Annotated in this window: 24 protein-coding genes; 6 read left to right on the top strand and 18 right to left on the bottom strand. The window is 60.1% G+C overall.

What is annotated here, in order from left to right; genetic code table 11:
- Positions 1 to 46 precede the first annotated feature (46 nt).
- Entirely contained in the window at positions 47 to 805 is a 759-nt protein-coding gene (locus CFBP5499_RS02645) for a crotonase/enoyl-CoA hydratase family protein (protein ID WP_080825799.1), read from the bottom strand.
- Positions 806 to 815: 10 nt separating this feature from the next.
- Positions 816 to 2600: an acyl-CoA dehydrogenase gene (locus tag CFBP5499_RS02640; protein ID WP_080825802.1), complete on the bottom strand. Its 1785-nt coding sequence runs from the start codon at positions 2598 to 2600 to the stop codon at positions 816 to 818.
- A gap of 221 nt (positions 2601 to 2821) precedes the next feature.
- Here CFBP5499_RS02640 and CFBP5499_RS02635 point away from each other — a divergent pair, with 221 nt between their 5' ends.
- Positions 2822 to 3817, top strand: coding sequence for a transporter (locus tag CFBP5499_RS02635; RefSeq protein WP_080825804.1), 996 nt, complete (start codon positions 2822 to 2824; stop codon positions 3815 to 3817).
- Between the two features lie 62 nt (positions 3818 to 3879).
- On the opposite strand, the gene CFBP5499_RS02630 is transcribed toward CFBP5499_RS02635, so the two are convergent.
- From CFBP5499_RS02630 to CFBP5499_RS02615, 4 genes are all read right to left on the bottom strand, one after another.
- Complete coding sequence (locus CFBP5499_RS02630; protein ID WP_080825806.1) at positions 3880 to 4404, bottom strand: BA14K family protein; 525 nt, start codon at positions 4402 to 4404, stop codon at positions 3880 to 3882.
- Between the two features lie 223 nt (positions 4405 to 4627).
- The gene (locus CFBP5499_RS02625; protein ID WP_080825808.1) at positions 4628 to 5092 is read right to left on the bottom strand and encodes a BA14K family protein; all 465 of its coding nucleotides are present in this window, start codon (positions 5090 to 5092) and stop codon (positions 4628 to 4630) included.
- Between the two features lie 268 nt (positions 5093 to 5360).
- The gene (locus CFBP5499_RS02620; protein WP_130932461.1) at positions 5361 to 6443 is read right to left on the bottom strand and encodes a hybrid-cluster NAD(P)-dependent oxidoreductase; all 1083 of its coding nucleotides are present in this window, start codon (positions 6441 to 6443) and stop codon (positions 5361 to 5363) included.
- A gap of 7 nt (positions 6444 to 6450) precedes the next feature.
- On the bottom strand, positions 6451 to 7695 hold the full coding sequence (locus CFBP5499_RS02615; RefSeq protein ID WP_080827447.1) for an aromatic ring-hydroxylating oxygenase subunit alpha: 1245 nt from the start codon (positions 7693 to 7695) through the stop codon (positions 6451 to 6453).
- Positions 7696 to 8027: 332 nt separating this feature from the next.
- On the opposite strand from CFBP5499_RS02615, the gene CFBP5499_RS02610 reads away from it, so the two are divergent.
- The 3 genes from CFBP5499_RS02610 to CFBP5499_RS02600 all read left to right on the top strand — a co-directional run bounded on the left by CFBP5499_RS02610 (position 8028) and on the right by CFBP5499_RS02600 (position 11161).
- Positions 8028 to 8636 (top strand): DUF6656 family protein, encoded by a 609-nt coding sequence (locus CFBP5499_RS02610; RefSeq protein ID WP_173986379.1) that lies wholly within the window; start codon positions 8028 to 8030, stop codon positions 8634 to 8636.
- Between the two features lie 63 nt (positions 8637 to 8699).
- Complete coding sequence (locus tag CFBP5499_RS02605) at positions 8700 to 9677, top strand: L-threonylcarbamoyladenylate synthase (RefSeq protein WP_080827448.1); 978 nt, start codon at positions 8700 to 8702, stop codon at positions 9675 to 9677.
- A gap of 50 nt (positions 9678 to 9727) precedes the next feature.
- Positions 9728 to 11161, top strand: coding sequence for an FAD-binding oxidoreductase (locus CFBP5499_RS02600; protein WP_080825813.1), 1434 nt, complete (start codon positions 9728 to 9730; stop codon positions 11159 to 11161).
- Positions 11162 to 11176: 15 nt separating this feature from the next.
- On the opposite strand, the gene CFBP5499_RS02595 is transcribed toward CFBP5499_RS02600, so the two are convergent.
- Complete coding sequence (locus CFBP5499_RS02595; RefSeq protein ID WP_080825815.1) at positions 11177 to 11695, bottom strand: glycosyl transferase; 519 nt, start codon at positions 11693 to 11695, stop codon at positions 11177 to 11179.
- A 287-nt stretch (positions 11696 to 11982) separates the two neighbouring features.
- Between CFBP5499_RS02595 and CFBP5499_RS02590 the strand changes: the two genes are divergently transcribed.
- Positions 11983 to 13140, top strand: coding sequence for a PA0069 family radical SAM protein (locus CFBP5499_RS02590; RefSeq protein ID WP_175416591.1), 1158 nt, complete (start codon positions 11983 to 11985; stop codon positions 13138 to 13140).
- 332 nt (positions 13141 to 13472) lie between these two features.
- Positions 13473 to 14126 (top strand): ribonuclease HII, encoded by a 654-nt coding sequence (locus CFBP5499_RS02585; protein WP_080825817.1) that lies wholly within the window; start codon positions 13473 to 13475, stop codon positions 14124 to 14126.
- Positions 14127 to 14224: 98 nt separating this feature from the next.
- Here the strand turns inward: CFBP5499_RS02585 and CFBP5499_RS02580 are convergent, their stop codons facing one another.
- From CFBP5499_RS02580 to CFBP5499_RS02530, 11 genes are all read right to left on the bottom strand, one after another.
- Complete coding sequence (locus tag CFBP5499_RS02580) at positions 14225 to 14668, bottom strand: hypothetical protein (protein WP_080825821.1); 444 nt, start codon at positions 14666 to 14668, stop codon at positions 14225 to 14227.
- A 116-nt stretch (positions 14669 to 14784) separates the two neighbouring features.
- Positions 14785 to 15246 (bottom strand): pyridoxamine 5'-phosphate oxidase family protein, encoded by a 462-nt coding sequence (locus tag CFBP5499_RS02575; RefSeq protein ID WP_080825822.1) that lies wholly within the window; start codon positions 15244 to 15246, stop codon positions 14785 to 14787.
- Between the two features lie 281 nt (positions 15247 to 15527).
- Entirely contained in the window at positions 15528 to 16013 is a 486-nt protein-coding gene (locus CFBP5499_RS02570) for a F0F1 ATP synthase subunit B (protein ID WP_080825824.1), read from the bottom strand.
- A gap of 1 nt (position 16014) precedes the next feature.
- Entirely contained in the window at positions 16015 to 16656 is a 642-nt protein-coding gene (locus CFBP5499_RS02565) for a F0F1 ATP synthase subunit B (RefSeq protein WP_080825826.1), read from the bottom strand.
- A gap of 79 nt (positions 16657 to 16735) precedes the next feature.
- Positions 16736 to 16963 (bottom strand): F0F1 ATP synthase subunit C, encoded by a 228-nt coding sequence (locus tag CFBP5499_RS02560; protein ID WP_003494147.1) that lies wholly within the window; start codon positions 16961 to 16963, stop codon positions 16736 to 16738.
- A gap of 73 nt (positions 16964 to 17036) precedes the next feature.
- Entirely contained in the window at positions 17037 to 17786 is a 750-nt protein-coding gene (locus CFBP5499_RS02555) for a F0F1 ATP synthase subunit A (RefSeq protein WP_045020913.1), read from the bottom strand.
- Positions 17787 to 17846: 60 nt separating this feature from the next.
- A complete protein-coding gene (locus tag CFBP5499_RS02550; RefSeq protein WP_080825828.1) occupies positions 17847 to 18212 on the bottom strand; it encodes an AtpZ/AtpI family protein in 366 nt (121 codons plus the stop codon).
- 270 nt (positions 18213 to 18482) lie between these two features.
- Positions 18483 to 19646: a cell wall hydrolase gene (locus tag CFBP5499_RS02545; RefSeq protein ID WP_175416590.1), complete on the bottom strand. Its 1164-nt coding sequence runs from the start codon at positions 19644 to 19646 to the stop codon at positions 18483 to 18485.
- A gap of 345 nt (positions 19647 to 19991) precedes the next feature.
- The gene (locus CFBP5499_RS02540) at positions 19992 to 21911 is read right to left on the bottom strand and encodes a potassium transporter Kup (protein WP_080825831.1); all 1920 of its coding nucleotides are present in this window, start codon (positions 21909 to 21911) and stop codon (positions 19992 to 19994) included.
- A gap of 15 nt (positions 21912 to 21926) precedes the next feature.
- Positions 21927 to 22904 carry a magnesium transporter CorA family protein gene (locus CFBP5499_RS02535; protein WP_173986369.1) on the bottom strand — a complete coding sequence of 326 codons (978 nt, stop codon included), beginning with the start codon at positions 22902 to 22904 and terminating at the stop codon, positions 21927 to 21929.
- 337 nt (positions 22905 to 23241) lie between these two features.
- A complete protein-coding gene (locus tag CFBP5499_RS02530) occupies positions 23242 to 24387 on the bottom strand; it encodes an Mrp/NBP35 family ATP-binding protein (protein ID WP_080825836.1) in 1146 nt (381 codons plus the stop codon).
- Positions 24388 to 24460 lie beyond the last annotated feature (73 nt).

Raw genomic sequence — 24460 nt, 5'->3', positions numbered from 1 at the left:
CCATATTGCCCGGTTGCTTAACAGCAAGGAATTCCTGCCGGAACGCTTAACGGCGCATGAATGCCTCGAAGGCGGCACGGGCTTCCGCACTCTGCAACTGCGCGATGAAGTGGCGGCCTTCCTCTTCGATGCGGGCAAGTATGTCCTGCGGGTTGCCGCGGACCAGGTCGCGGGCGATCTTCAGCGCCTGCTGCGGTTTGGCGGCGAGGCGGATGGCGAGCGCCAGCGTTTCGGTTTCGACATGTTCTGACGCGACAACCTTCCAGATCAGGCCGGCCTGCATCGCCTGTTCGGCCGAAAAACCCTCGCCCATGGCAAGCAGCGCAAAAGCGCGCTGGTGGCCGATGAGTTTCGGCACCAGCAGGCTGGAGGCTGCTTCCGGCACCAGCGCCAGATCCACGAAGGGCGTCTTGAACAGGCTGCGGCTGGAGGCGACCGTCAGGTCGCAATGCAGGTTCAGCGTCGTGCCGATGCCGATGGCGAGCCCGTCCACTCCTGAAACCAGAGGCTTTTCGAAGGCGACCAGCGCTTTCAGAAACTCAAGTGCCGCAAGCTTGCCCTTGCCGCCCGACATGGCGAAGGCCAGGAAATCGGCCATATCATTGCCAGCGGAAAAGCAGCCTTCCGTGCCAAGAAATGCGACTACCCGAATTTCGGGGTTCGCATTGGCGGCATGCAGGGCTTCGGCCATGCGCAGATACATGGCATCGGTGATGGCGTTTTTCTTCTCCGGCCGGTTGAAGCGGATGGCCAGAACCTCCGGCGCATGACCAACCGGCTCGACAAGAATATGATCGTCCGACATCTGAAACTCCTCAAGCCAACAGGGTGCGGGCGGCGGCAAGGCTTGCCGCGCCAGCGATAACACGATCCTTCAGCGCCGCCGTTTCTGCCAGCAGGTTTTCCGCCGTGAAACGGCAAAGTGCTGCGCGATGCCCGCCCCTGCCATCATCGACGGAGACCAATGCGCCCTTGGCGAGATAGGCGCCAGTGAGCGCCAGACCGAAGAGGCGCTGATAGGCTGTGGCACCGGCGAGCGCGGTTTCGGTTTCGCCTGCCTTGATGCGGGAGAGCAGCCAGTCGGTCGTCGTTTCCAGATCGTCGAGGCTTGTTTCGAGATAACGGGCGCTCTCACCGAGATCGTCGCGGTTCGAAGCGGCTGTCCGGGTGGCGATCTCGCGCAATTCGCCAATGAAACCGCGCACCTGTGCACCCTCGGAGAGCGGCAGCTTGCGCAACACCAGATCGATGGCCTGAATGCCGTTGGTGCCTTCGTAGATCGGCGCGATACGGGCATCGCGCAGATAGCGTGCCGCGCCGGTTTCCTCGATGAAGCCCATGCCGCCATGCACCTGAATGCCCATGGAGGCGACATCCACACCGGCATCGGTGGAGAAGGACTTGGCAATCGGAGTGAGAAGGGCAGCGCGCTCCTGCCAGTGAGCGCGCTGGGAGGCGTCTTCGGTCGCATGCGCCATGTCGATGGCATGGGCGCAGCTGAAGGAAATCGCCCGTGATCCTTGCGTCAGTGCCTTCATCGTCAGAAGCGTTCTGGCGATATCGGGATGTTCGATGATCGGGCTCATGCCGGAGCCCTGCCAGCCGGGCGCCTTGCCCTGCGTACGCTCTTTCGCGTATTCGATCGCCTTCTGGGTCGCAGCCTCGCAGATCGCCACACCCTGCATGCCGACGGCAAGGCGGGCGTTGTTCATCATGGTGAACATGCAGGCAAGGCCCTTGTTCTCCTCGCCGATCAGCCAGCCGAGAGCGCCCTTTTCGTCACCGAACTTGCCGTCACCGAAGATCATCGTGCAGGTGGGCGAGCCGTGAATGCCGAGCTTGTGTTCCAGCGAATGGCAAAACAGGTCGTTGCGGCTGCCCGGTGCGCCGTTTTCATCGGGCAGGAATTTCGGCACGAGGAACAGCGAGATACCGCGCGTTCCGGCCGGCGCATCCGGCAGACGGGCGAGAACGAGGTGGATGATATTATCGGCCGCATCATGTTCGCCCCAGGTGATGAAAATCTTCTGGCCGAAGATGCGATAGGTGCCGTCCCCATTGCGCTCCGCCCGGGTCTTCAGCACGCCGAGGTCCGAACCTGCGTGCGGTTCGGTGAGGTTCATGGTGCCGGTCCATTCGCCGGACACGAGTTTCGGCAGATAGATGCGCTTCAGATCATTGCTGCCATGGGTAACGATGGCTTCCACCGCGCCCATGGTGAGCGTCGGCGCCAGCGCGAAAGCCATGGAGCCGGAATTCCACATTTCCAGCGCTGCGACATTCAGCATATGCGGCAGGTTCTGACCGCCGAATTCCTCAGGCGCCGTCAGGCTGTTCCAGCCAGCTTCCGCCCACCGGCGGTAAAGATCGGCCCAACCATCCGGCGTCGTGACCTTGCCATCGGCAAGCTTCGCGCCCTGGCGATCACCAATATCGGCGAGCGGGGCGACCTGTTCCGTGGCGAAACGGCCGGCTTCCTGCAGAATGGCATCCACCAGATCTTCACCGAGATCACCCAGCACGCCCTTTGAGAGCGCGTCTTCAAGACCCGCTACATGCTTGAGTGTAAAGGCGATATCATCCACCGGCGCGCTATACATGCTGCCTCCTCCCGAAGCTCTTGCATCTTGCTACTGCCCTCGGGCTAAATGATTTTTACGTAAACGTCAATTTGAAAATTCCCGCGATTTCGACAGGCTTGTTATAAAACTGTCATATGAATTTGCTCAGCATGCGCTGATATGCGCCTCGCCGCTGCCGCTCCCACACCGGAACGACGGACGCCTCCCCTCCTCCCATCCCGCCGGTCAGGACTGCCAAGATGGATCTCATAACGCCCACCATTCCCGGCCTCGTCTGGGCCTATCACTTCCAGCCCGGAAAAGCTCCGTGCCGCCGGCTGGCGCCCGATGCCGGCTTCGACGAGATGACCGGATATGAGGGGTTCTATTGGCTGCATCTCAATCTCGCCGACCAGCGGGTTGCCGGCTTCCTCGAAACGATCGTCGGCCTTGACCCAGCCGCAAGGGCAAGCCTCACCACCCATGAGACGCATCCTTCCATCGTGGTCGATGAAAAATCGCTCTATGGCACGCTGGTCGATTTCCAGCGCGAGTTCGACAAGGAAACCCGCGATTTCGGCTGGCTGCATTTTGCGGTGAGCGACCGTTTCATCATCACCACCCGCCTGCAGCCTCTGCATTCGGTGGACCGGCTGAAGGCGGCGGTCGACAAGAATTCCAACCGCTACCTCACGCCATCGCATGTCTTCGAGGGTCTCGTTGCCGAATTCCAGCGCTCGCTCATCAATCTGGTGATGGAGACGACGGAGGAACTCAACGCCATCGAGGACATGGTCTATGACAGCGAGAACCGCGACGAGCGGCGGCGCCTTGCTCCGCTGCGCCGAACGGTCGTTCGCCTGCACCGGCATTTGCGCACCGTGCTCACCCTGATGCGGCGCGCTTCGGCCGTCGATGACGACGAGATGCCTGACGGTTTCGAGGATGTCGCTTCGCGCCTGATGGGACGGCTTGAGGCCGTCGATCACGACGTCTATGCGCTGCAGGAGCGCGCAAGGCTGCTGCATGAAGAAATCGATTCCAAACTCTCGTCGGAAACCAACCGGCACCTTTATATCCTGTCGCTGATGACGGCATTCCTGCTGCCGCCATCGCTGGTGACCGGCTTCTTCGGCATGAATACGGATGAACTGCCGTTTACCGTCGGCACCGGCGGCACCATGGCAGCCAGCATCTTCATCGTGATCTCGGTGGCGCTCGCCTGGTTCGTCCTGAAGCGCGCGCGAATATTGTAACAGCAAAAAGCCGCCCGGTGGTGACCGGACGGCTCTGTCAATTTCAGCCTGCCATTCTAAAATCAGCTGTAAGGCGAATAGCAGGGCTGGCGCGGGCCGTGGTAAGGCTGGAACGTGTTGCTATAAGCATCGTAGGACCGATAGCGGCCATAGCACCAGTTCACATGCGCCTGGCTCATGCCGCCACGGCGGACCGGGCGGTATTCGCGATAGACGGGACGCGGACGATATTCCGGGACCGGACGGTAGACTTCACGCGGCTGCGACAGGGCGCCGCCGATGATCGCACCCGTCGCAAAGGCTGCGAGCGGGAACCAATAACCGTCATGGTGACGGTAGCCCGGGCGGTAGTCGCGATAACCGCGATGGCCGCCATACCAGCCGCGACGTTCGCCGCCCCAGCCGCCGCGACCATCGCGATCACGCCAATATTGCACATTCACGATATTGCCAGCGTCGTTGCCTGCGGTCTCGACGCTCTTCGGCGCGGTCGGCAATGGCATTGCCGCTTCCGCCGGAACAATCGCTCCCGCAACCACGATCGCAGAAAGACCGACAGCCATGATATTCTTGATATAGCTTTTCATCTGACTTCCTCCATTCACGACGGTCAACAGGCCGTTCTCCGTGAATAATAACACTTTTTTCATCTCGTTCGGCCAGTTTTTCGGTCTGGCTGGACATTCCAGGTTGCAGGCTAGGCGTTTTCGCCTGAACCCAGCATTAACGATCCATTCACGCTTCGGTTACCCGATCCGGCAGCTCAAAAGCAAAAGCCCGGATCAAAATCCGGGCTTTCGAAAACCACTATCAGCGGCTGTAAGGCGATACGCATATGCGGCGCGGACCGCTGTTCGGCTGATAGGTGTTGTCGTAAGCGCGATATGAACGCCAGCGGTTCTGACACCAGGAGGCATGGCTGCCGCCATAGGCCGGACGCGGCTGCTGCATGGCGCCGCCGATGATCGCACCGGCCGCAAAGGCTGCCAGCGGGAACCAGTAGCCGTTGTGATAACGGTAGCCCGGACGGCGATCGCGATAACCCCGGTGGCCATTGTAATATCCGTCACGCGGCGGGCGCGGACGATACATCCGGTCCCCGTACCTGCGGTCGCCTCTGCGGTCCCATTCCCGGTACTGCACCGGCACCACATTGTCAGTGGAAACCGCCGGCTTCGGCATCGGAACAGGGGCCTGGAACGCCTGTGACGGCGTAAAGCTGGTGAGGAACACGATCATCGCCGTGGCGACACTCGTTGTCCGGAAATTCATCATGATCTTCCTCCGTTTGCTTCAGCGCGTTGGACCGCGCCTTTTCACCCACTCGCTCTTGTCGGAGATAAGGGTCAGCCCCCGTTTCTACACCCGAGAAGAATTCGATGACGTGCAAACGAGTTTAGGGAAATTTAGTTCCATGACAACTATCCGGTGAAAGACAGGAAAGATGACACGCAGCCAGCTTGCTTTGTCTTTCTCAAAAAGCCAACGCGATCAGCTTACGCATGTCTCCCAAAACCGATGACAGTTTTGGGAGATGCCGACGTCAGGCTTCCACCTTCACATCGGTCAACGGCCGTGAGCAGCAGGCGAGAATATAACCTTCCTCGATTTCCTCATCGAGAATGCCGCCATTGTGGCTCATCTCCACCTCGCCGGAAAGCTTCAGCACCCGGCAGGTGCCGCAGATGCCGGATTCGCAGGCGGCGCCGATGCGGACGCCGGCGGCACGCGCCGTCATCAGAACCGTCTGGCCGGGCTGGCAGGGCAGTTCTTTTCCAGAAACGGTGAAGCCCACCATGGACAATGCTTCGCCGTCTGCACCGGTGAGAACTGTTTCACCCACACTGACCGGGGCGGCCGGCGCAAAGCTTTCCTGATGATAACGGCTCATATCGAAGCCGGATGCGTCGAGCATCGAGCGGACGGCGGCCATGAACGGCTCCGGACCGCAACAGAAGACGGTGCGATCCATGAAATCATGCGCGAGCAGCGCGATCTTGGCCTTGTCGACCATGCCCCTCAGGCCGGACCAGAGATCGGTACGACCGCATTTCTCGACAATGAAGCCGAGCGACAGGTTCGGCATGAAACGGGCGAGATATTCCAGCTCGTGACGGAAGACGATATCGCCGGGCGTGCGTGAACAGTTGATGAAGGAGATGTCGCTCTGCGGCGCGCGGTCGCTCATGTCGCGCACCATCGACATCATCGGCGTCACGCCGGAGCCTGCCGAGATGAACAGATATTTGTCGCCGGGATGCTTGACGTAGGAGAAGTCGCCGAGCGGTCCGAGCGCCCGGATTTTCATGCCGGGCTTCAGATTATCGAACATCCAGCGCGTGCCGATGCTGGTGGCCTGCGCCTTGACCGTGACCGACAGCGCATAGGGCCGTGACGGGCTGGAGGACAATGTGTAGGTACGGTAAACCGGCTCCGCACCCACGGGCAATTCCAGCGTGACGAACTGGCCCGGCAGATAACGGAACCAGTTCTGGTCCTCGGAGCGGAACAGAAACGTCATCACGTCCGATGTCTCGGGCGTCACTGAAATGCATTCCAGCAGCTGGAGCTTGTCGCTCCACGGCTTCATCTCGTCTATGTGCTTGTAGGTCACAACCATATTCATCTTCGCATCACGCTACAGCCGAAAGCCGGGCCTTGTCGCCGGAGAGCCGGTCGACCATGAATTTGGAATACCAGTTGACGAACTGCATCACGCCGCCCTCGTCCTCCGGGGAATAGGGGCCGGGCTGGTAGGCCGGCGAACGGATACCGAAAGCGTTTTCCTCGACGATACGGCGGTCCTGATCGTTGGTCTCGTTCCAGACGTGGGTGAGGTCTTCGAGATCGTAATCCACGCCTTCGACCGCGTCCTTGTGCACCAGCCATTTGGTGGTGACCATGGTCTCGTTGGCGTTGAGCGGCAGCACCCGGAAGGAGATGGTGTGGTCGCCGAGGAAGTGGTTCCAGGTCGTCGGATAATGAAACAGAAGCAGCGCGCCGATATGGCTGATGCTGACATCCTGCGACAGCGGCCGGCGCACGGCGGGTTTACCGGACATGGTGTAGCTTTCCGCCTCGCCGATCAGCGGCATGCGGGCAACACGGAACTGGCCCTTCGGATCGATCTTGAAGCGGCTCGGCAGGCCGGCCGCCTCGCAGCGCGCCCAGTGGCCGCCGATTTCGGGGTCGCTCGCGCCGCCATCCGTTCCCGTCACGCTCGGGTTTTCAGGGTAGGTGCGGCAGAGTTCGGGGTGGTTGGCGGCGCAATGGTAGCACTCGCGGTTGTTTTCCCAGACGAGCTTCCAGTTGCCCTTTTCGATGATGGTGCTTTCATGCGCGACCTTGGCTTCCCAGATGCGGTGCGGGGCCATGTAGCTTTCGACCTCGGCGCGCATCGGCGCGAAATCGGCGGGCTGGTCGGCAAGGCAGATGAAGACGTAACCGGCAACGGTCTCGCAGGCGACGGGCTTCAGGCCAAATTCCGCCTTGTCGAACTCCTCGCCCATATGGCGTGCGAACAGCAGCTTGCCATCCAGATCATAGGTCCACTGGTGATAGGGACAGACGAGACGGGCGGCCTGACCCTTCTGCGCGCTGCAGACGCGCGAACCGCGATGGCGGCAGGAATTTTGCAGGGCGCGGATCTGCCCGTCGCGTCCGCGAACGATGACGACCGAGTATGCGCCGACCTGAACGGTCATGTAGTTGCCGGACTTGGGCACCTCGCAATCATGGCCGACGAACAGCCAGTCGCGGTACCAGATGTTTTCCATATCCAGCTTGAAATAATCCGGGTCCGTGTAGAAAGGCTGTTCCAGGCTGAAGCCTTCGCGGCGGTTTTTCAGCTGGCGCAATACGGTGTCACGCAATTCCATGGCCAAATCCTCGATCAAACCGCCCTGCCCGGCACCATTTGCGGGGTTGCGGAAGCATGCCCTCATCTAAACACCGGCGGTCATTTGCGGCAGCACAAACAGCGACATCGGCTTCCGCATTGGCGACAAATTGCGACATGCGCAATTCGGCCTCGCTGCCCATTCCGCTGGGAAATCCGACGGCTATTCAGCGCCGGAAACGACGTCGCAATATGACGCATGATCACGCCCGCTCTCCTCTCCACCCATAAAAAAACGGGAGGCGCGGCGCAACGGAGTGTTAATGCGCCCTAAACTATATTGCAGCAACGACAGCAACGGGGGCGCTCCTGGTGGAGAAGGCGACACGCATACGCTATTTCGATGCGGCAAGGCATTCGGTCACGCCGATACGATCGAAGACCGCGCATTCCGACTTCCTGCGCACGGGTCGTATCAGCCGTTATGAAGAACACTGGCTACCCAGGGAACGCGTCTATTACAGCCATGACGATGTAGCTGCGCTGACCGGGCGGAAGCTGGAAGCCGCCGCCGACGCCACCCATAGCCGTCTCAACACCTTTCACCAGTCCATCCGTTTCCCGAAGATGGTTTTTCACCATCTGCTCAATGACCGGCCGCATCTCGGCTATTGCCATGTCACGGCGGCGAAAACCAGCTTCGATGCCGAGCGTCATGTGCTCTGGTCCTTTTATTTCGCGAATTTCTTCGCCGAGCTGAGCGGGGCCGAAAATTTCTTCGAAAATATCGATGCGCGCTACTCACGCATGTATTTCGCCGTCGCCATCAATGCGCTTCCCGATCGGGAGATCGCCATCGACACCTCCTTCCATCGCGGCGGACTGCTGTTCCAGACGCATGATCCGCGCGTGGCGCTGAAAAACGTGCTGATGCTCGGCGCGCGTTCGCAGGAGATGCGCAAGATCATCAAAGCGATATAAAACGCGACAGCACTTTCCATCCCGGCCCGAAATACGCTATTGACCGCCCTGAAAGGCAGCATCATGGCGCGTCATATCAACATCGAAAACGAGCGGGAAACAGCCCTGCAGGCATCCGTTACGGAGCTTGCGGACGGCAGGCCCATCGCGCTGCCGACGGAAACCGTCTATGGCCTTGCCGCCGACGCTACCAGTCCGGCGGCCATCACCCGCATTTACGAGACCAAGGGTCGGCCGCAGTTCAACCCGCTGATCTGCCACATGGCCGATACCGCCATGGCCGAGCATTACGCGGTTTTCGACCCGATATCGCGGAAACTCGCAGAGGCCTTCTGGCCCGGTCCGCTGACACTGGTTCTGCCGATGAAAGCGGAAAGCGACATTCATTCGCTGGCGACGGCCGGGCTCGATACGGTCGGCATTCGCGTGCCGCAGGGTTTCGCCGGCGACCTGATCCGCCGGTTCGGCAGACCGCTGGCCGCCCCCAGCGCCAATAGTTCCGGCAAGATCAGCCCGACGAGTGCTGCCCATGTGGAAGCCGATCTCGGGCAGAAGATCAATCTCATTCTCGATGGCGGCGCTGCCGCCGTCGGTGTCGAATCCACCATCGTCAAGGTGGATCAGGATGGCCGGGTGCGGCTGCTTCGCCCTGGCGGCATCGTCACCGAAGAGATCGAGCGAGTGGCCGGCGTCAGGCTCGAGCGACCGAAAAAAGCGTCCGCCGCCATCGAGGCGCCCGGAATGCTGGCCTCGCATTATGCGCCGGGCGCCACCGTCCGCCTCGGCGCCACATCGGTTCTGCCTGATGAAGCGCTGATCCGCTTCGGCGGCATTGCGGTTTCCGGCGAAGAGTCCGCGCGCACCATTCTCGACCTCAGCCCTTCCGGCGATCTTGCCGAGGCCGCCGCCAACCTCTTCGATTATCTGAAAGCCGCCGATGCGAGCGGCGCGGCCACCATCGCCATCACCGCCATTCCCACCCATGGCCTCGGAGAGGCGATCAACGACCGCCTTTCCCGCGCCGCCGCGCCGCGAGGCTGACGGCACCCAACCCTTTCGCCCAAGTTTCAAAAGACAGCGAGACGCCGCCCATGACGACCACCGCCATCCCCTACTCCGATATCCTCGACCGCTTCACCGCCATTGTCGGCGAAAAAAATGCGGTGCGCGACCCGGCGGAAATGGCGCCGCGCCTGGTGGAGAATCGCGGACTTTATCGCGGTGCCTCACCCCTGCTCCTCAAGCCCGGTTCCGTTGAGGAGGTTGCGGCCATCCTGAAGCTCGCCAGCGAGACCGGCACACCCATCGTGCCGCAAACCGGCAATACCGGCCTCGTGGGCGGCCAGACGCCGCGTGCTGATGGCACCGACATCATCCTGTCGCTGGAGCGCATGAACCGCATCCGCGACATCGACCCCGTTGCCAACACCATCGTCGCCGATGCCGGCTGCATTCTCGACGATATACACAAGGCGGCCGATTCCGTGGAGCGCATGTTCCCGCTATCGCTCGGTTCTCAAGGGTCCTGCCGCATCGGCGGCAATCTCGCCACCAATGCCGGCGGCACGGCGGTGCTTGCCTATGGCAATATGCGTCAGCTCTGCCTCGGGCTCGAGGTGGTGCTGCCAACGGGGGAAATCTGGAACGGGCTGCGACGGCTGAAGAAGGACAATACGGGTTACGATCTGCGCGATCTCTTCATCGGCTCCGAGGGCACGCTGGGTGTCATCACCGGCGCGGTGCTGAAGCTTTTTCCCAAGCCGCTTGGCCATCAGGTGGCCTTTGCCGGGCTTGCCTCCACCGAGGATGCGCTGAAACTGTTCGAAATGGCCTCCAACCTCTGCGGCACGGCGCTGACCGGCTTCGAACTCATGCCACGAATCGGCGTCGAATTCACCGCCAGGCACATTCCCGGCGTGCGCGACCCTCTGGGCCAGCCGCATGACTGGTACGCCCTCATCGATATCTCCACCTCCGATTCGGCCGAGACGGCGGACACGATGATGCAATCGCTGCTGGAGCGCGGTTTTGAGGCCGGGCTGGTCGAGGATGCGGTGATCGCCTCATCGGAAGCCCAGCGTCAGGCGCTCTGGCACATGCGCGAAAGCATGTCGGACGCGCAGAAGCCCGAGGGCGGATCGATCAAGCACGACGTTTCCGTTCCGGTGTCGAAAATACCGGAATTCATGGCCACGGCGGAAAAGGCCGTGCTCGCCGCAATTCCCGGCGCCCGCATCTGCGCCTTCGGCCATCTCGGCGATGGCAATATCCACTACAACATCTCCCAGCCGGTCGGTGCCGACAAGGCCGAATTCCTGGACCGCTGGCGGGACATGAACGAGATCGTGCACGGCATCGTGCTGTCGCTCGGCGGCTCGATTTCGGCCGAACATGGCATTGGTCAGCTGAAGCGCGACGAACTCGCCGCTATCCGGCCCGGCATCGAAATGGAGCTGATGCATCGCATCAAGCACGCCTTCGACCCCGCGGGCATCATGAACCCCGGCAAGGTTCTGGTGGGGTAAGACAGTCTCCTGACGTCAGACCAAGGCCCTCAGCGCCCAGGCAGGCACCATCTCCGCATTCAGCCGGCGCGGTTTCTGCCCGCCAACCAGCTGCGTCAGGCTCATGCCCGATTTGGCGATCGAAAGCGCATGTGTCTTGGGCAGGAGATATCCGTGTTCCAGCGGCGGCGCGCGGCGCAGCACACGGCTGAAAACATTCCGCCGGTGATAACGCGACGGCGAAAAGCGCGCAGGCAGGGCGCAGATCGCCACATATTCCAGAATTTCGTCGATCCAGCCCGCCTGCGGGCGTGCACCGGGCTCGATCAGCAGCAGCCAGCCACCACGCGCGGAATGCAGGATCTCCTGAATGTCCCACTGCCCATAAAAACGGCAGCCGGCGGCATCGGCCACGCGCGACGACCCATCGCGCGAACCGTGATCGAGGATCACCACATCGCTCACAAGCCCTTCGACGGCCCCGGTGACAAGCGCAGACAGCGTGTGCGCCAGTTCCGGTTCCTGATCCCGGCATTCCATTATAACTGTCAACATAGGCATAGCTCTAACGCATCGCACAATAAATTGCCACTGCACTCATTGCGGTAAGGAAGGCCGCAATCCGCACCGCAGATTGCCCGGCCTTCCGGTGCCAGCCCGCACCCTATATCTTCACCGCAGGCTGTAGATGCGTCACGTTTTCATAATTTTGTTCTTGTATTGTTCTCATTCATGATGTAGGAATTTAATCATTCGGACGGCGAGTAAACGCCTCTCCGGATGGAAACGGTTTAGGGCGTTGAGCGTGCCTTGATGGCGTGCAGCGCTCTGGGAGCATCCAGATGAGAAACCATACGCTTGACGGGCAGGCTGCCTTCCAGCCGAGCCATATGCCTGATATTGCCAATGCGCTCGCCGATGCATCCCGCCTGCGCATCGAGATCGACCGTCGTCGCGGCCGGGGCGCGGGGTTGAACCCGGACGGGCGCTTCGAGGCCTTGCAGCGCGAGGTTTTCGACGATGGCTGGCAGACGCTCGAGGATATGCCGGAATTCCGCACCGAAGTGCAGGTGGAAAAGCCGCGCAGCATCATCACCCGCAACGAATCCCCCGATATCCCATTCGACCGTTCCATCAATCCCTATCGCGGCTGCGAACATGGCTGCATCTATTGTTTCGCAAGGCCTACCCATAGCTATATGGGGCTTTCGGCAGGGCTGGATTTCGAATCGAAGCTCTTCACCAAGCCGGATGCGGCAAAGCTTCTGGAACGGGAACTGGCGAAACCGGGCTACAAGCCGCGGGTGATCGCCATAGGCACCAATACCGACCCTTATCAGCCGATCGAGCGCGAATGGCGCATCATGCGGCAAATACTGGAAGTGCTGGCCAAGGCCGATCACCCCGTCGCCATCGTCACCAAATCGGCGCTGATCAGGCGGGATATCGATATTCTGGCCCCGATGGCCAAGAAGGGCCTCGCCAAGGTTGGTATTTCCGTAACAACGCTGGACCGTAAGCTCGCGCGCAACATGGAGCCGCGCGCCGCCACACCGGAGAAACGGCTGGAGGCGGTGAAGGCACTGACGGAGGCCGGCATTCCGGTCGCCGTGATGATGGCGCCCGTCATTCCGGCCCTCAACGATCATGAGATCGAACGCATTCTCGAGGCCGGCAAAGCTGCGGGCGCGACCGAGGCTTCCTATGTGCTGCTGCGCCTGCCGCTGGAAGTGAGCCCGCTCTTTCGCGACTGGCTGTTGCGCAATTATCCGGACCGTTATCGCCATGTCATGTCGCTGGTGCGCTCCATGCGTGACGGCAAGGATTACGACGCGGAATTCGGCAAGCGCATGAAGGGCGCCGGTCCCTATGCCTGGCAGATCGGCCGGCGTTTCGAAATGGCGACAAAAAGGCTCGGTCTCATCCGCCGAGGCATTCATCTGCGCGACGATCTTTTCGTGCCGCCGGGCGGTGCCGGGGTGCAATTGTCGCTGCTTTGAAAAACCGGCGCTGAAAGCGCCGCTGTTGATCACGGCCGCCTTGCCGACGTGCCGATCAGGAAGAAGATTATGAGGAGCGCCGGTCCTTCGTTTTGACCGGCCATGCTCCTGACGAAATGCCCGGCGGGTTTTCCCTGGCCCGCCGGACATTGCCCCCGGAACCGCCGCCTCGCGTGCGATCATTTTTCCTCCGCCGCCCCGTTGGAGGATCAAAGGTCATGATGACCTCAGGGGCACGGTGAGCCACGCCCCTTGACCCCGGCTCACCGCGCCTGTCATCGCCCGCCTCCGGGGGCTTGCAGGAGATCGGGTGTGTATGCGAGTTTCGCCGCATGAAACGCACCGCCACACCCGATTCTCCTGCTCTTTTCGACCTTGCCGATACCGGCCCGGACTTCTCGTTCGAACTGGAAGCCAAAAAGAAGGGCCTCTGGCCCGTGGCCGGCACGGATGAGGCAGGCCGGGGGCCGCTCGCCGGCCCGGTAGTTGCGGCAGCCGTCATTCTCGATCCGGATAATATTCCCAAGGGTATGGACGATTCCAAGAAGTTGAGCAGACAGAAGCGGGAAAGCCTGTTCGTCCAGATCATGGAAACCTCGATCGTGTCCGTCGCCTCCTCCGGCCCCGGTCTGATCGACAGCATGAACATTCTCCGCGCCAGCCTCGACGCCATGCGCCGCGCCGTGCTCGGTCTCGAGATTTCCCCCGCCCTTGTGCTGGCCGACGGCCGCGACAGGCCACCGGGTATCACCTGCGAAGCCAAGGCCGTCATCAAGGGCGATTCCCGCTCCCTCTCCATCGCCGCCGCCTCGATCATCGCCAAGGTGACCCGCGACCGGATGATGGAACGCGCCGGCGTGGTGCACACCTCCTACGGCTTCGAAGGCCATGCCGGTTACGGCACGCCAGCCCATCTGCGCGCCATCGAAAGCCACGGGCCTTGCTCGCTACACAGGATGAGTTTTCGGCCGCTAAAGCGGGATTGAGTGGCGACCGCCTTTCTTTCAGTTTCAGCTATCCACTCATGTGCCCCGAATAGTGCAGACGAGGAAAGTGAAACGGCCTCTATCATTTCAATTGTCATCTATAGGACAGTAGGGATCACCACTTCGTTCATCTTGGAAAGGCTCGGATTCTTCGCAAGATACTCGTTGAGATCGGCATCTTCGACATAACGTGTTTGCTCATCAACGATATGGAAGTTATCGCCAATTTCCTGACGCAAAAGTAAAAGCAACCTTTCGACATCTGTGTTGAAGCGGTCACATAAACTTTGGCTCCAGAGGCTTGGATCGGGCTGATATAGTGGATTCAGATAGCATGAATGCTCAGAATCGAGTTGATCCCGCAAACTCCGAACCATTTGAGAAAGGGCCAGGCAGGGAGGCTTGCTTATTCGCCCTTTGAGATCAAACAACGTCGCATCGACAGGACCAACGCCAAGTCTATAAAGTGTGGCGGCATCTCCCGCCCATAGGCATCCGCCCGCTCCATAGTCAAAAAAGAACCTTAGAACACCTTTTTCCATACATGGTCCATTTCCGCTCCTGACGACAGGACGTGACGTTCCGCAGGTGATGTGAAACACCCTGCCAAGAGGCATTGAGATGACTTTATATGCCCTCGAAAAGCTTTATCCTTTGTCTAGACAGGCTGAACACCGTAGGTCTCATAAGCGCTCTGCATTCTCTCGTTCTCGCTGCGTTCGGGAAACAGCTTGTAGCTCGGTGCCCATATGCGGGACACGCTTTCGACCTTGACCGCAATAATATTCCGTATCGGAAAATCCGTACCCGCCATACGCAGGAGGTCGACACCAAACGCCTGAAAATCTGCGTCGCTGGGTGCCAATATTCTGGCATTACCGGTGAGCTTGAATCCCTTCTGCCGAAATACATCAATAAAGCTGACGCAGACTTTCGGGCGGGCTATCGCGTTGCGGACGCTGTGCGACGAAGCAATGTCGGCGATGACAATATGTTCTTCGCCGTGGCTGGTGAATATCTCCTTCGGTGTCACACTGGGAGTGCCATCATCATCGACGGTAGCAAGCCAGCAGAGTACCGAGTTTTCCATATCGGCTTTGATTACGTCGTTGATCTTCATAAGGTTTCTCCCTTTTAATCCAGCGCCGATACAAGCCGATCTTTTGCAATTCAATCAAACGCTTCTGCCGCCCGACATATCAATCTTCGGGAGAAGCTATCGCTGAACCTCAATATGTTGCAACCGTTATCGGCGGTGGAGAGATACTTGTCTAAACTGGAAGAGAGCCATACGACGCTCGTTCAAAGGCGAAGCCGCCTTACAGGCAGAAAGCAAAAACCCCTCACAGCGAACTGGAGGGGTTTCAGATTACAAGACCACAGAAGGCCGGATGTAAAGTATCAGTTCAGCTTCGACTTCACTTCGCCGATCGTGGCGGTGAAAAGCTTGGCCTTTGCGGCAGCCGTGGTCTTTTCCGCCAGCAGCTTCTCGGAAGCGGCGATGGCGATGTCGACGGCGGCGGCGCGGACGGCGCCGATGGCGTCTTCTTCGGCCTGCTTGATCTTCTGTTCCGAAAGGGCCGTGCGGCGGGCGACGAATTCTTCCGTCTTCTGCTTGGCTTCTTCGGTGAGCGCTGCGGCTTCGCGTTCGGCGGCGGCAACGATGCCGGCTGCTTCCGTTTCAGCTTCCTTGCGCTTGCGCTGATATTCGGCCAGCAGGTGCTGGGCCTCTTCACGCAGACGCTTGGCTTCGGCCAGCTCGTCCTGGATGTTCTGGGCGCGCTCGTCCAGAGACTTGGAGAGCATGCCCGGAACCTTGAGATAGGCGATCAGGACGAAGAAAAGGACGAGGCCGACGAGAGCGAAAAACGATGCATCAAATGCCATATCAGGCTCCCTTCACGTTCGAAGCGGCGGCGATGGCTGCCTTGACGTCCGTGTCCTTGACCTTGGCGCCAACCAGCTGGTCGACGATCGCGGTCGCGGTTTCCTCGGCGATAGCGCCGACATCGGCAAACGCCTGTTCCTTGATGCCCGCAATGCGCTTTTCGGCAGCGGCGAGCTTTTCGGCAAGACCGGCTTCGATCGCGGCGCGGTCGGCATCGGCCTTCACCTTGGCGGCGTCACGAGCCGCGGCGCCGATCGAGCTTGCCTTGGCGCGGGCTGCCGCGAGTTCTTTTTCATAGGTTTCGACGGCTGCGTCGGCTTCGGCTTTCAGCCGTGCCGCTTCGTCGAGATCCTGTGCGATGCGTCCGTGACGGTTTTCGAGAATGCCGCCGACGCGCGGAACGATGACCTTCTGCATGAGCAGGTAGAAAAGGCCGAACGTGATCGCCAGCCACAGGACCTGCGATGCATAAGTAGACTGGTCGAACGGCGGGAAAACGCCGGAAGCACCGTGTTCGGCGCCGTGCGCTACACCGGTTTCCGTGTGCGTGGCTTCCGGTTGCGGCTGGCCAACGGCCGGAGTTTCCGTATGCGTTTCACCTACGGTCGGTGCTGACTGGGCATAAGCCTCGGTCACGAACATGCTCACCTCCAGGGGGACTGCAAATGCGAAGGATCACGGCACGCCATTTGCGGGCCGTGATCCATACCTGATGCCGTTATCAGACAGCGAACAGGAGAAGGAGAGCTACGAGCAGCGAGAAGATGCCCAGAGCTTCCGTAACGGCGAAGCCGAATACCAGACGGCCGAACTGGCTGTCGGCAGCAGAGGGGTTGCGCAGTGCGCCGGAGAGGTAATCACCGAAGATACGGCCGAGTGCGAGGGACGTACCAGCCATGCCGAGGCATGCGAGACCTGCGCCGATGTACTTTGCTGCTTCCGCTTCCATGTGAGACTCCTTGAGATATAGGTTGTTGCGGCTGTTTTTTGGCGCCCGTTGCCGGGGCCAGCGACTTTACTTCTCAGTGACCACCGTGCACGGCATCGTTCAGGTACATGCAAGTCAGTACCGCGAACACATAAGCCTGCAGGAAGGCAACGAGAAATTCGAGAGCGGTCATTGCGACCGTCATGATGAGAGGCAGGACAGCGCCGCCGACGCCGAGCGCGCCGAGCGCACCCATGGAGGCGACGAAGCCTGCGAAAACCTTGAGCGTGATGTGGCCGGCCAGCATGTTCGCGAAAAGACGAACCGAAAGGCTGATCGGGCGCGACAGGAACGAGATCATTTCAATTGACGCAACAAGCGGCAAAAGCGCCTTTGGCACGCCCGAGGGGGCGAAGATACCGAAGAAGTGCAGGCCGTGCTTGTAAAAACCGTAGACGATGACTGTGCCGATGACGAGGCAGGCAAGCGCGAAGGTGACGATGATCTGGCTGGTGACGGTGAAGAAATACGGGAACATGCCGAGAAGGTTTGCCGTCAGCACGAACATGAACAGCGAGAAAACGAATGGGAAGAACACCATGCCCTTCTTGCCGGCGCCTTCGCGCAGCATGGAGGCGATGAACTCATAGGACATTTCGGCAACGGACTGCATGCGGGTCGGGATCAGACCGCGGCTCGACGTTGCGAAATAAAGGAAACCGGATGCGGCAGCCACGGTCGCAACCATGAATAGCGACGCATTGGTGAAGGAAAAATCGACGCCGCCAATTTCGATCGGAATGATCGGCTGCACCAAGAACTGATGGGTCGGATCGTTTGCCACCGGCTGCCCTCTTTACCTGTCGCCGCGCTTGGCGGCATCTCAACTGCAAGAAAAAACAGCTTAAACGCCGCCTTTTCCACCCTCGTCCTGTCTGTCCGCCTTCTCCAGCAGCGGCGGCTTTGCCACCGCGCCCGTCGAGCGCAACACATTCAATACGCCTGCGCAGAAACCGAGAAGAAGAAGAACGATCATCCCCCACGGCGTCGTGCCGACAAAATAATCCAGAAGATAACCCAGCATAGCGCCGACCACGATGGCCGAAATGAACTCCGATGAGAGCTTGACCGCCATCGCAAAACCTTTCCGGTTTTCTGCAGCGTTGGTCTCCGCCCTCACTTCCGCCTCATCCTCCGCCTTCACCTTTGCCAACTCATCAGCAAGGCGTCTGCGACGCTCGTCCAGACTATCGTCACGGTTGCCAGTCATCTCAAAATCCCACCCATTTTCTCCGTTCCAGCCATGCCAGAACCCTTTGGAGTTGTAAACGGTGACGGATTAAGCCTGTTCCAGCCCGCTCTGAAGTCGCGCGCAACATAGTTTTAGGGGCTTCGCTAGTCAAGGCACTGGCGCAGCTTGTTTCAACACAAATTTATCATTTTATAACAACGACTTAATGCCAAATCACGGTTTGGCGGCGATGTTTCGCGAGGGAATCGGCATTTTTGACACGCAAAATGCGACAAATTGGCGGTGGTATCAGCTCCAGCCGCCACCATAGGTGCGGTAAAAGACGTGCAGGCCGATCCTGCCGACCTTCTTCATGGATTTTCCCCAGGCGGGACGCACATAGACGGCATGATAGTGAGTCGCCGAACCGACTTCCTTCAGCCAAATCTTGCCGGCGGTGGTGGCCATGGCGACTTCGCGCGCCATCTTCCAGTGGCGCTCGGAGTTCACCCGGTCCTTGATATTGTCGCAAGCGAAGGAAAACTGGCAGCGGTTACGCCAGTCCTTATTCTGATAGACCACGCCGCAGATGGTTTTCGGATAGGTGGGGTTGCGCACGCGGTTAAGGATGACCTGCGCCACTGCCGCCTGGCCCTTGACCGATTCTCCGCGCGCCTCGAAATAGATGCCGGATGCGAGGCATTGCTGTTCGGCAGCGGAAAATACCTCGGCCGGCAGCGGGGTCGCCGCCCATGCATGATCGTCCGCGCTGATCTGCGGCACGAAACGGCCAGCCTCCGGCTTTTTGAGAATGGCGTCGAAAGGCGATTCGCGGGCGAAATCCGGTGCGGCCGGCGCGTAAGCCGTGGCGAGAATATCCGGGGTACGGTTGGTGACGAGTTCCGCCAGCATCGGCGAGACGCTCTTGTCCGCCTTCTTTTCATCGCGGCGGAAATAGAAGGAGGCAAGCTCGACGTCCTTGCCGCGTTTCGGCTTGACGAAAGCCGTGCGGTCCTTGCGCTTCAGCGGCTCGATATCCAGCATCGAGGTCCGCTGCAGCACGGAGCCGGCGGTGAAGGCCTTCGGCGGCTGCATGATTTCGGTTGCGACGATGCGGCCTTTCTTGGCGGCGCGGTTGACGCGTTCGCTATCCGGTGTCGTTGCCTCGCCCTTCTTGTTGGTGACGAAGGCGACCTTGCTGCCATTGGGCAGGGTCATTCCGCTGCCATGCAACGCCGCCTCTCCCGCCGCATCGTTGAAGGTGAGCGCGGCATTGTGCACCGAGCCCGCCGGAGAGGCGGTCAGCACCATGCGCCATTGCTCGCCGCCATTGTCCAGTCCCGCTAGAAGCGAGGCCAGATCCGCACGGGCGGCAAGAGAAGGAAAGACGAGCCAGGCGGCAAGGCCGAAGACGACGGGCGAGGTCCATTTTGACACCCACCCCTCACGGGACACGGCGGACCGACGACGCATTACACTTTTCGAACGCAAAACCAGCACTCCGAACACCGACAACCAAATTTTCTACAGGTGTCCGAGAATCTCTTATTAACCTTGATGGATGGTTAACGCCGGGCGCGGATGCGGCTTCACGTTAATGTGTGATGATATTCTAATGCGCGGCGCGTTGCATCGGGTTTCCATGTGCCGGCCATACAGCGTATCCCTCTTCCGTCATTCCGGCCTAGAGCCGGAATCTAGCCCACGCGCGTCGGCGCGGCGAGAGGTCTTTTCAGCCCAAGGACTTGGGCTGGCTGGATACCGGCTCCAGGCCGGTATGACGGAGAAAACAGGAATCCGCGCCGCCGGAAGGCTCTATCAGACGACGACGTGCGAACCCAGTTCCACCACGCGGTTGGCCGGAAGGCGGAAATAGTCCGACGGGTCGGCGGCGGTTTCGGCAAGCGCGATGAACAGACGGTTCTGCCAGCCCGGCATGCCCGATTTCGGATCCGGCACCAGCTTGCGGCGGCCGAGATAGAAAGAGGTCGACATGATGTCGAACTTGTAGCCGGTGCGCCTCAGATAACCCAGCGCCTGGGTGACGTTCTGGGTTTCCATAAAGCCGAAATGCAGTTCGACCACGGCAAAACGTTCGCTCAGCTTCGTCAGCGTATAACGATCTTCGGGGTGAACGCGCGGCTGGTCCTCGGTGCGGATCGTCAGGATGACGTTCTTATCGTGCAGGACATGGTTATGCTTGAGGTTGTGCAGCAATGCCGCCGGGGCGGCCTCCGGATCGCCGGTAAGGAAGATCGCGGTGCCCGGCACACGTACCGGCGCATGGGCGCTTTCCTTTTCCACCGAAGCGACGAAGGCCTTCAACGGCACATCGCCGCGGCGGGTCTTTGCGAAAAGGATTCTCGAGCCGCGCTGCCAGGTGGTCATGATGACGGTGAAAGCGATCGCCAGCAGCACCGGCACATAACCGCCGTCATGGATCTTGAGCAGGTTCGCGCCAAGGAAGATCAGTTCCAGCAGCAGCAGCGGGGCCAGCACGGCAAGCGCCAGCCAGACGGACCATTGCCAGCGTTTACGCACGAATTCGAAGAACATCAGGCTGGTGACAACCATCGCGCCGGTAACCGAAATACCGTAGGCGGTGGCCAGCGCATCCGAACTCTTGAAGGTGAGCACCAGTGCCACGACGCCGAACAGGAGGATGGTGTTGACCGCCGGCAGATAGATCTGCCCGGTATTGGTTTCCGAGGTGAAGAGGATTTCCATGCGCGGCAGGTAGCCAAGGTGGATCGCCTGACGCACCAGCGAAAACGCGCCTGTTATCACCGCCTGGCTGGCGATGATGGTGGCGGCGGTAGCCAGAATGACGGCCGGCAGGATCGCCCATTGCGGGAACATCAGGTAGAACGGATTGGACATGGCCGCCGGGTCTTTCAGCACCAGCGCGCCCTGACCGAGATAGTTCAACGTCAAAGCCGGGAAAACCAGACAGAACCATGCCCACTGGATGGGACGGCGGCCGAAATGGCCAAGATCGGCATAAAGCGCTTCGGCGCCGGTGATCGTCAGGAAGACCGCGCCGAGCACGACGATGCCGTAAAAGCCTTCATTGGCCAGAAACTCCACCGCATGCCAGGGATTGAAGGCAAAAAGAATGCCGAAATCGTCTGCGATATGGATAAGGCCGGCCACGCCCATCACGATGAACCAGACCGCCGTGATCGGGCCGAAGAATTTCGCCACCGTGCCCGTGCCATGCGACTGGATGGCGAAGAGGCCGATGAGAATGCAGACGGATATCGGAATGATGAAATCGTCCATGGCGGGCGTGACGAGTTTTAGACCTTCCACCGCCGAAAGCACTGACAGTGCCGGCGTGATCATCGCGTCACCGAGGAACAGGGCGGCGCCGATGAGACCGAGCACGATGAGAACGCCGCGATGCGTGCCCGCCGTCTTCATCAGCAGAGCCAGCAGCGACAGCGTTCCGCCCTCGCCGTCATTGTCCGCACGCAGCAGAAGCGTGATGTATTTGAAGGTCACGATGATTGTCAGCGACCAGAGCATCAGGGATGTGAGGCCAACGACCTCCTCCCGCGTCACGCCATCATAGGCGATCGGCCGCAGGGCTTCGCGGAAGGCATAAAGCGGGCTGGTGCCGATATCGCCATAAACGACGCCGATTGAACCAAGGATGGCCGCGTAAAGCCCCTTGTTTTTGTGCGAGTCATCGGCATCCGGTTTCTCGGCAACGTCCTTGTCGACGATTTGAGACATGATGATCCTGGCTCCTTAGAGCCAGCCCTTCCAACGAAAAAAGAGAAACGGGATGATTGCGGACATCAGCATGACGATCAGCGCAATTGGATAACCAAATGTCCAGTTCAACTCCGGCATGAGCTGAAAGTTCATTCCGTAAATCGAAGCCACCAGCGTGGGCGGCAAAAAGACCACCGAAGCGATCGAGAAAATCTTGATGATGCCGTTCTGCTCGATATTGATGATGCCGAGCGAGGCGTCGAGCAGGAAGGTCAGATTGCCGGAAACGAAGGAGGCATGTTCGTTCAGCGACTGAATATCGCGCCCGACCGACTTGCCCTGTTCCCTCGCTCCCTTGTCCTCTCGCGCCTGATCGCTGGTGGAGAGGTAGGTCTGCAACCGTGCCAGCGATGCGAGGCTGACGCGGACCTTCGAGATCAGCCGGTGATAGGCGGCGATGTTGGTCAGACGGTCTTCAAGATAACGCGGCGCCTTGCGCTTGCTGCGCGCCTGGCTGCCGAGAATGTCGGCGGCGAGATTGTCTATGCCGGTGACCGAATTTTCGAGAATTTCCGCGGTCCGGTCGACGATGGTTTCCAGCAGCTTCAGCAAAAGCGCCGTGCCGCTGCGCATCTCGTGCGGCACGCGGGTAATGGCGGCGATGAAGAGGTGGAATGATTTCGGCTCGGCATAACGGATCGTCACCAGGCGCTTGCCGGCGAGAATGAAGGCGACATCGGTGAGGCGTGGATCGTCCGAATCCGCCTTCCACACCAGAGAGGCCGTCATGAAGACATTGCCGTCTTCCATATAAAGGCGGCTGGAGGGTTCGATATCCTTCAAATCCTCGCGGGTGGGCAGATCAAGACCCAGCAGCTTTTCCACATGCTGCTCTTCCGCCCTGTCCGGATTGACGAGATCGATCCAGACGATGTCGTCGGGAATCTGTTCGGAGCCGTCGGTTGCCGACAGGCTGATCGCCTCGCAATTGGCGCGATAGGCTTTTATCAATCCGTTTCTCCGCTCCACATTGCAGGCATCAGCCGCAATGCTGCTTAACATATCCTGTTCAAGGTCGGCAAACCTCTGGACGACACTTCAGGGTACTCCGGAACATGCAGGACATCATATCCCGCCAGCCCGATGGACCAAGAGCCAAACGGCGCAGGCGTATGCGCCCAAAGCGAGACGCAATCAAGCAATATTTTTTCGCGACAGCATTGCAGGCGAAGCATCTCTGGAGTTCAAATCCCGAAAACATGCCCGATACTGACGATTAATCTTCTGTTTTAAAAGGATTATTCGAAGCGCGCCGGCGCATATCCATTTGCGCCGGCGGGAAACCGCACTATTCGAAAACGATCTTCGGTGCGGCTTTTCTCTCGTCCGCACCCATCCGCACCCAGACTTTTTCCGCGATGTCACGGTAGATCGCGGCCTGCGGGCCATCCGGCTCGGCAACCACGACCGGGGTTCCGGCATCCGACATTTCGCGGATAGAGATGGTGAGCGGCACTTCGCCGAGGAACGGCACGCCGATCCTTTCCGCTTCCGCCTTGGCGCCGCCATGGCCGAAAATATCGTAGCGCGCACCCGTATCCGGCGCAATGAAATAGCTCATATTCTCGATGACGCCGAGCAGCGGCACCTCCACCTTGCGGAACATGGTGATGCCCTTGCGCGCATCGAGCAGCGCAAGATCCTGCGGCGTGGAGACGATGACCGCGCCGGCGAGCGGCACCTGCTGGGCGATGGTGAGCTGCGCATCGCCCGTGCCGGGTGGCATGTCGAGCACCAGCACGTCGAGTTCACCCCAGGCCACTTCGCGCAGCATCTGCATCAGGGCGGACTGCACCATCGGCCCGCGCCAGATCATCGCGGCTTCCTCATCCACCAGAAAGCCCATGGACATGACCTTCAGCCCGTAATTCTCCATGGGAAGGATGATGCGGTCTTCCTGCTGCTTCGGACGACCGGAGATTTTTAAAAGTCGTGGCAGCGAGGGGCCGTAAATATCGGCATCGAGCATGCCGACCTTGAGGCCGAGCGACTGCAGGCCAAGCGCCAGATTGACTGCCGTCGTCGATTTGCCGACACCACCCTTGCCCGAGGCCACGGCGATAATGGCGCGGACACCCGGTACGCCCACTTTGGACGAGCCCGGCTGCGTGGCCGGCCGACCGGGCGCGGCGGCGGGACGCGCAGGCGTGGGACGCGGGGGGGCGGGCTGCTGCTGGCCGGGCTTGCGATCGGCCGTCAGCGCGACGACCGCACCGGCAATGCCTTCGACGCTTTTGGCCGCCCGTTCGGCCGCCAGCCGCAAGGGTTCCATTTCAGAGGCCTTGTCGGCCGGAACGGTGATGGAGAAATAGGCCTTCGCGTCGGCGATGAAGATTTCCGAGACCATGCCGAGCGCGACGATGTTCTTGCCGCTGCCGGGATAGATCACCGTTTCCAGCGCCTTTTCGACCTGGTTCCTGCTGACCTCTGCCATGTTCTTCCTCCGCTACATCATCCCAGGGTATTGCGTGCCATCCATAGACAAGCCGGAGCGCTTCGCCAATGCC

The organism is Agrobacterium tumefaciens (assembly GCF_005221325.1).
GTDB lineage: Bacteria > Pseudomonadota > Alphaproteobacteria > Rhizobiales > Rhizobiaceae > Agrobacterium.
Note: the sequence above shows the minus strand (reverse complement) of the source record. Positions and strands in the feature narration are given on the sequence as shown.

Coding starts and splice junctions, on each gene's coding strand:
- CFBP5499_RS02575 (WP_080825822.1), bottom strand. CDS start 15,246: ATGAAGATCAACGACGTAATCAAAGCCGATATGGAAAACTCGGTACTC.
- CFBP5499_RS02585 (WP_080825817.1), top strand. CDS start 13,473: ATGAAACGCACCGCCACACCCGATTCTCCTGCTCTTTTCGACCTTGCC.
- CFBP5499_RS02530 (WP_080825836.1), bottom strand. CDS start 24,387: ATGGCAGAGGTCAGCAGGAACCAGGTCGAAAAGGCGCTGGAAACGGTG.
- CFBP5499_RS02545 (WP_175416590.1), bottom strand. CDS start 19,646: ATGCGTCGTCGGTCCGCCGTGTCCCGTGAGGGGTGGGTGTCAAAATGG.
- CFBP5499_RS02560 (WP_003494147.1), bottom strand. CDS start 16,963: ATGGAAGCGGAAGCAGCAAAGTACATCGGCGCAGGTCTCGCATGCCTC.
- CFBP5499_RS02640 (WP_080825802.1), bottom strand. CDS start 2,600: ATGTATAGCGCGCCGGTGGATGATATCGCCTTTACACTCAAGCATGTA.
- CFBP5499_RS02615 (WP_080827447.1), bottom strand. CDS start 7,695: ATGGAATTGCGTGACACCGTATTGCGCCAGCTGAAAAACCGCCGCGAA.
- CFBP5499_RS02540 (WP_080825831.1), bottom strand. CDS start 21,911: ATGTCTCAAATCGTCGACAAGGACGTTGCCGAGAAACCGGATGCCGAT.
- CFBP5499_RS02565 (WP_080825826.1), bottom strand. CDS start 16,656: ATGTTCGTGACCGAGGCTTATGCCCAGTCAGCACCGACCGTAGGTGAA.
- CFBP5499_RS02605 (WP_080827448.1), top strand. CDS start 8,700: ATGGCGCGTCATATCAACATCGAAAACGAGCGGGAAACAGCCCTGCAG.
- CFBP5499_RS02580 (WP_080825821.1), bottom strand. CDS start 14,668: ATGGAAAAAGGTGTTCTAAGGTTCTTTTTTGACTATGGAGCGGGCGGA.
- CFBP5499_RS02590 (WP_175416591.1), top strand. CDS start 11,983: ATGAGAAACCATACGCTTGACGGGCAGGCTGCCTTCCAGCCGAGCCAT.
- CFBP5499_RS02570 (WP_080825824.1), bottom strand. CDS start 16,013: ATGGCATTTGATGCATCGTTTTTCGCTCTCGTCGGCCTCGTCCTTTTC.
- CFBP5499_RS02635 (WP_080825804.1), top strand. CDS start 2,822: ATGGATCTCATAACGCCCACCATTCCCGGCCTCGTCTGGGCCTATCAC.
- CFBP5499_RS02595 (WP_080825815.1), bottom strand. CDS start 11,695: ATGTTGACAGTTATAATGGAATGCCGGGATCAGGAACCGGAACTGGCG.
- CFBP5499_RS02600 (WP_080825813.1), top strand. CDS start 9,728: ATGACGACCACCGCCATCCCCTACTCCGATATCCTCGACCGCTTCACC.
- CFBP5499_RS02625 (WP_080825808.1), bottom strand. CDS start 5,092: ATGATGAATTTCCGGACAACGAGTGTCGCCACGGCGATGATCGTGTTC.
- CFBP5499_RS02630 (WP_080825806.1), bottom strand. CDS start 4,404: ATGAAAAGCTATATCAAGAATATCATGGCTGTCGGTCTTTCTGCGATC.
- CFBP5499_RS02620 (WP_130932461.1), bottom strand. CDS start 6,443: ATGAATATGGTTGTGACCTACAAGCACATAGACGAGATGAAGCCGTGG.
- CFBP5499_RS02550 (WP_080825828.1), bottom strand. CDS start 18,212: ATGACTGGCAACCGTGACGATAGTCTGGACGAGCGTCGCAGACGCCTT.
- CFBP5499_RS02645 (WP_080825799.1), bottom strand. CDS start 805: ATGTCGGACGATCATATTCTTGTCGAGCCGGTTGGTCATGCGCCGGAG.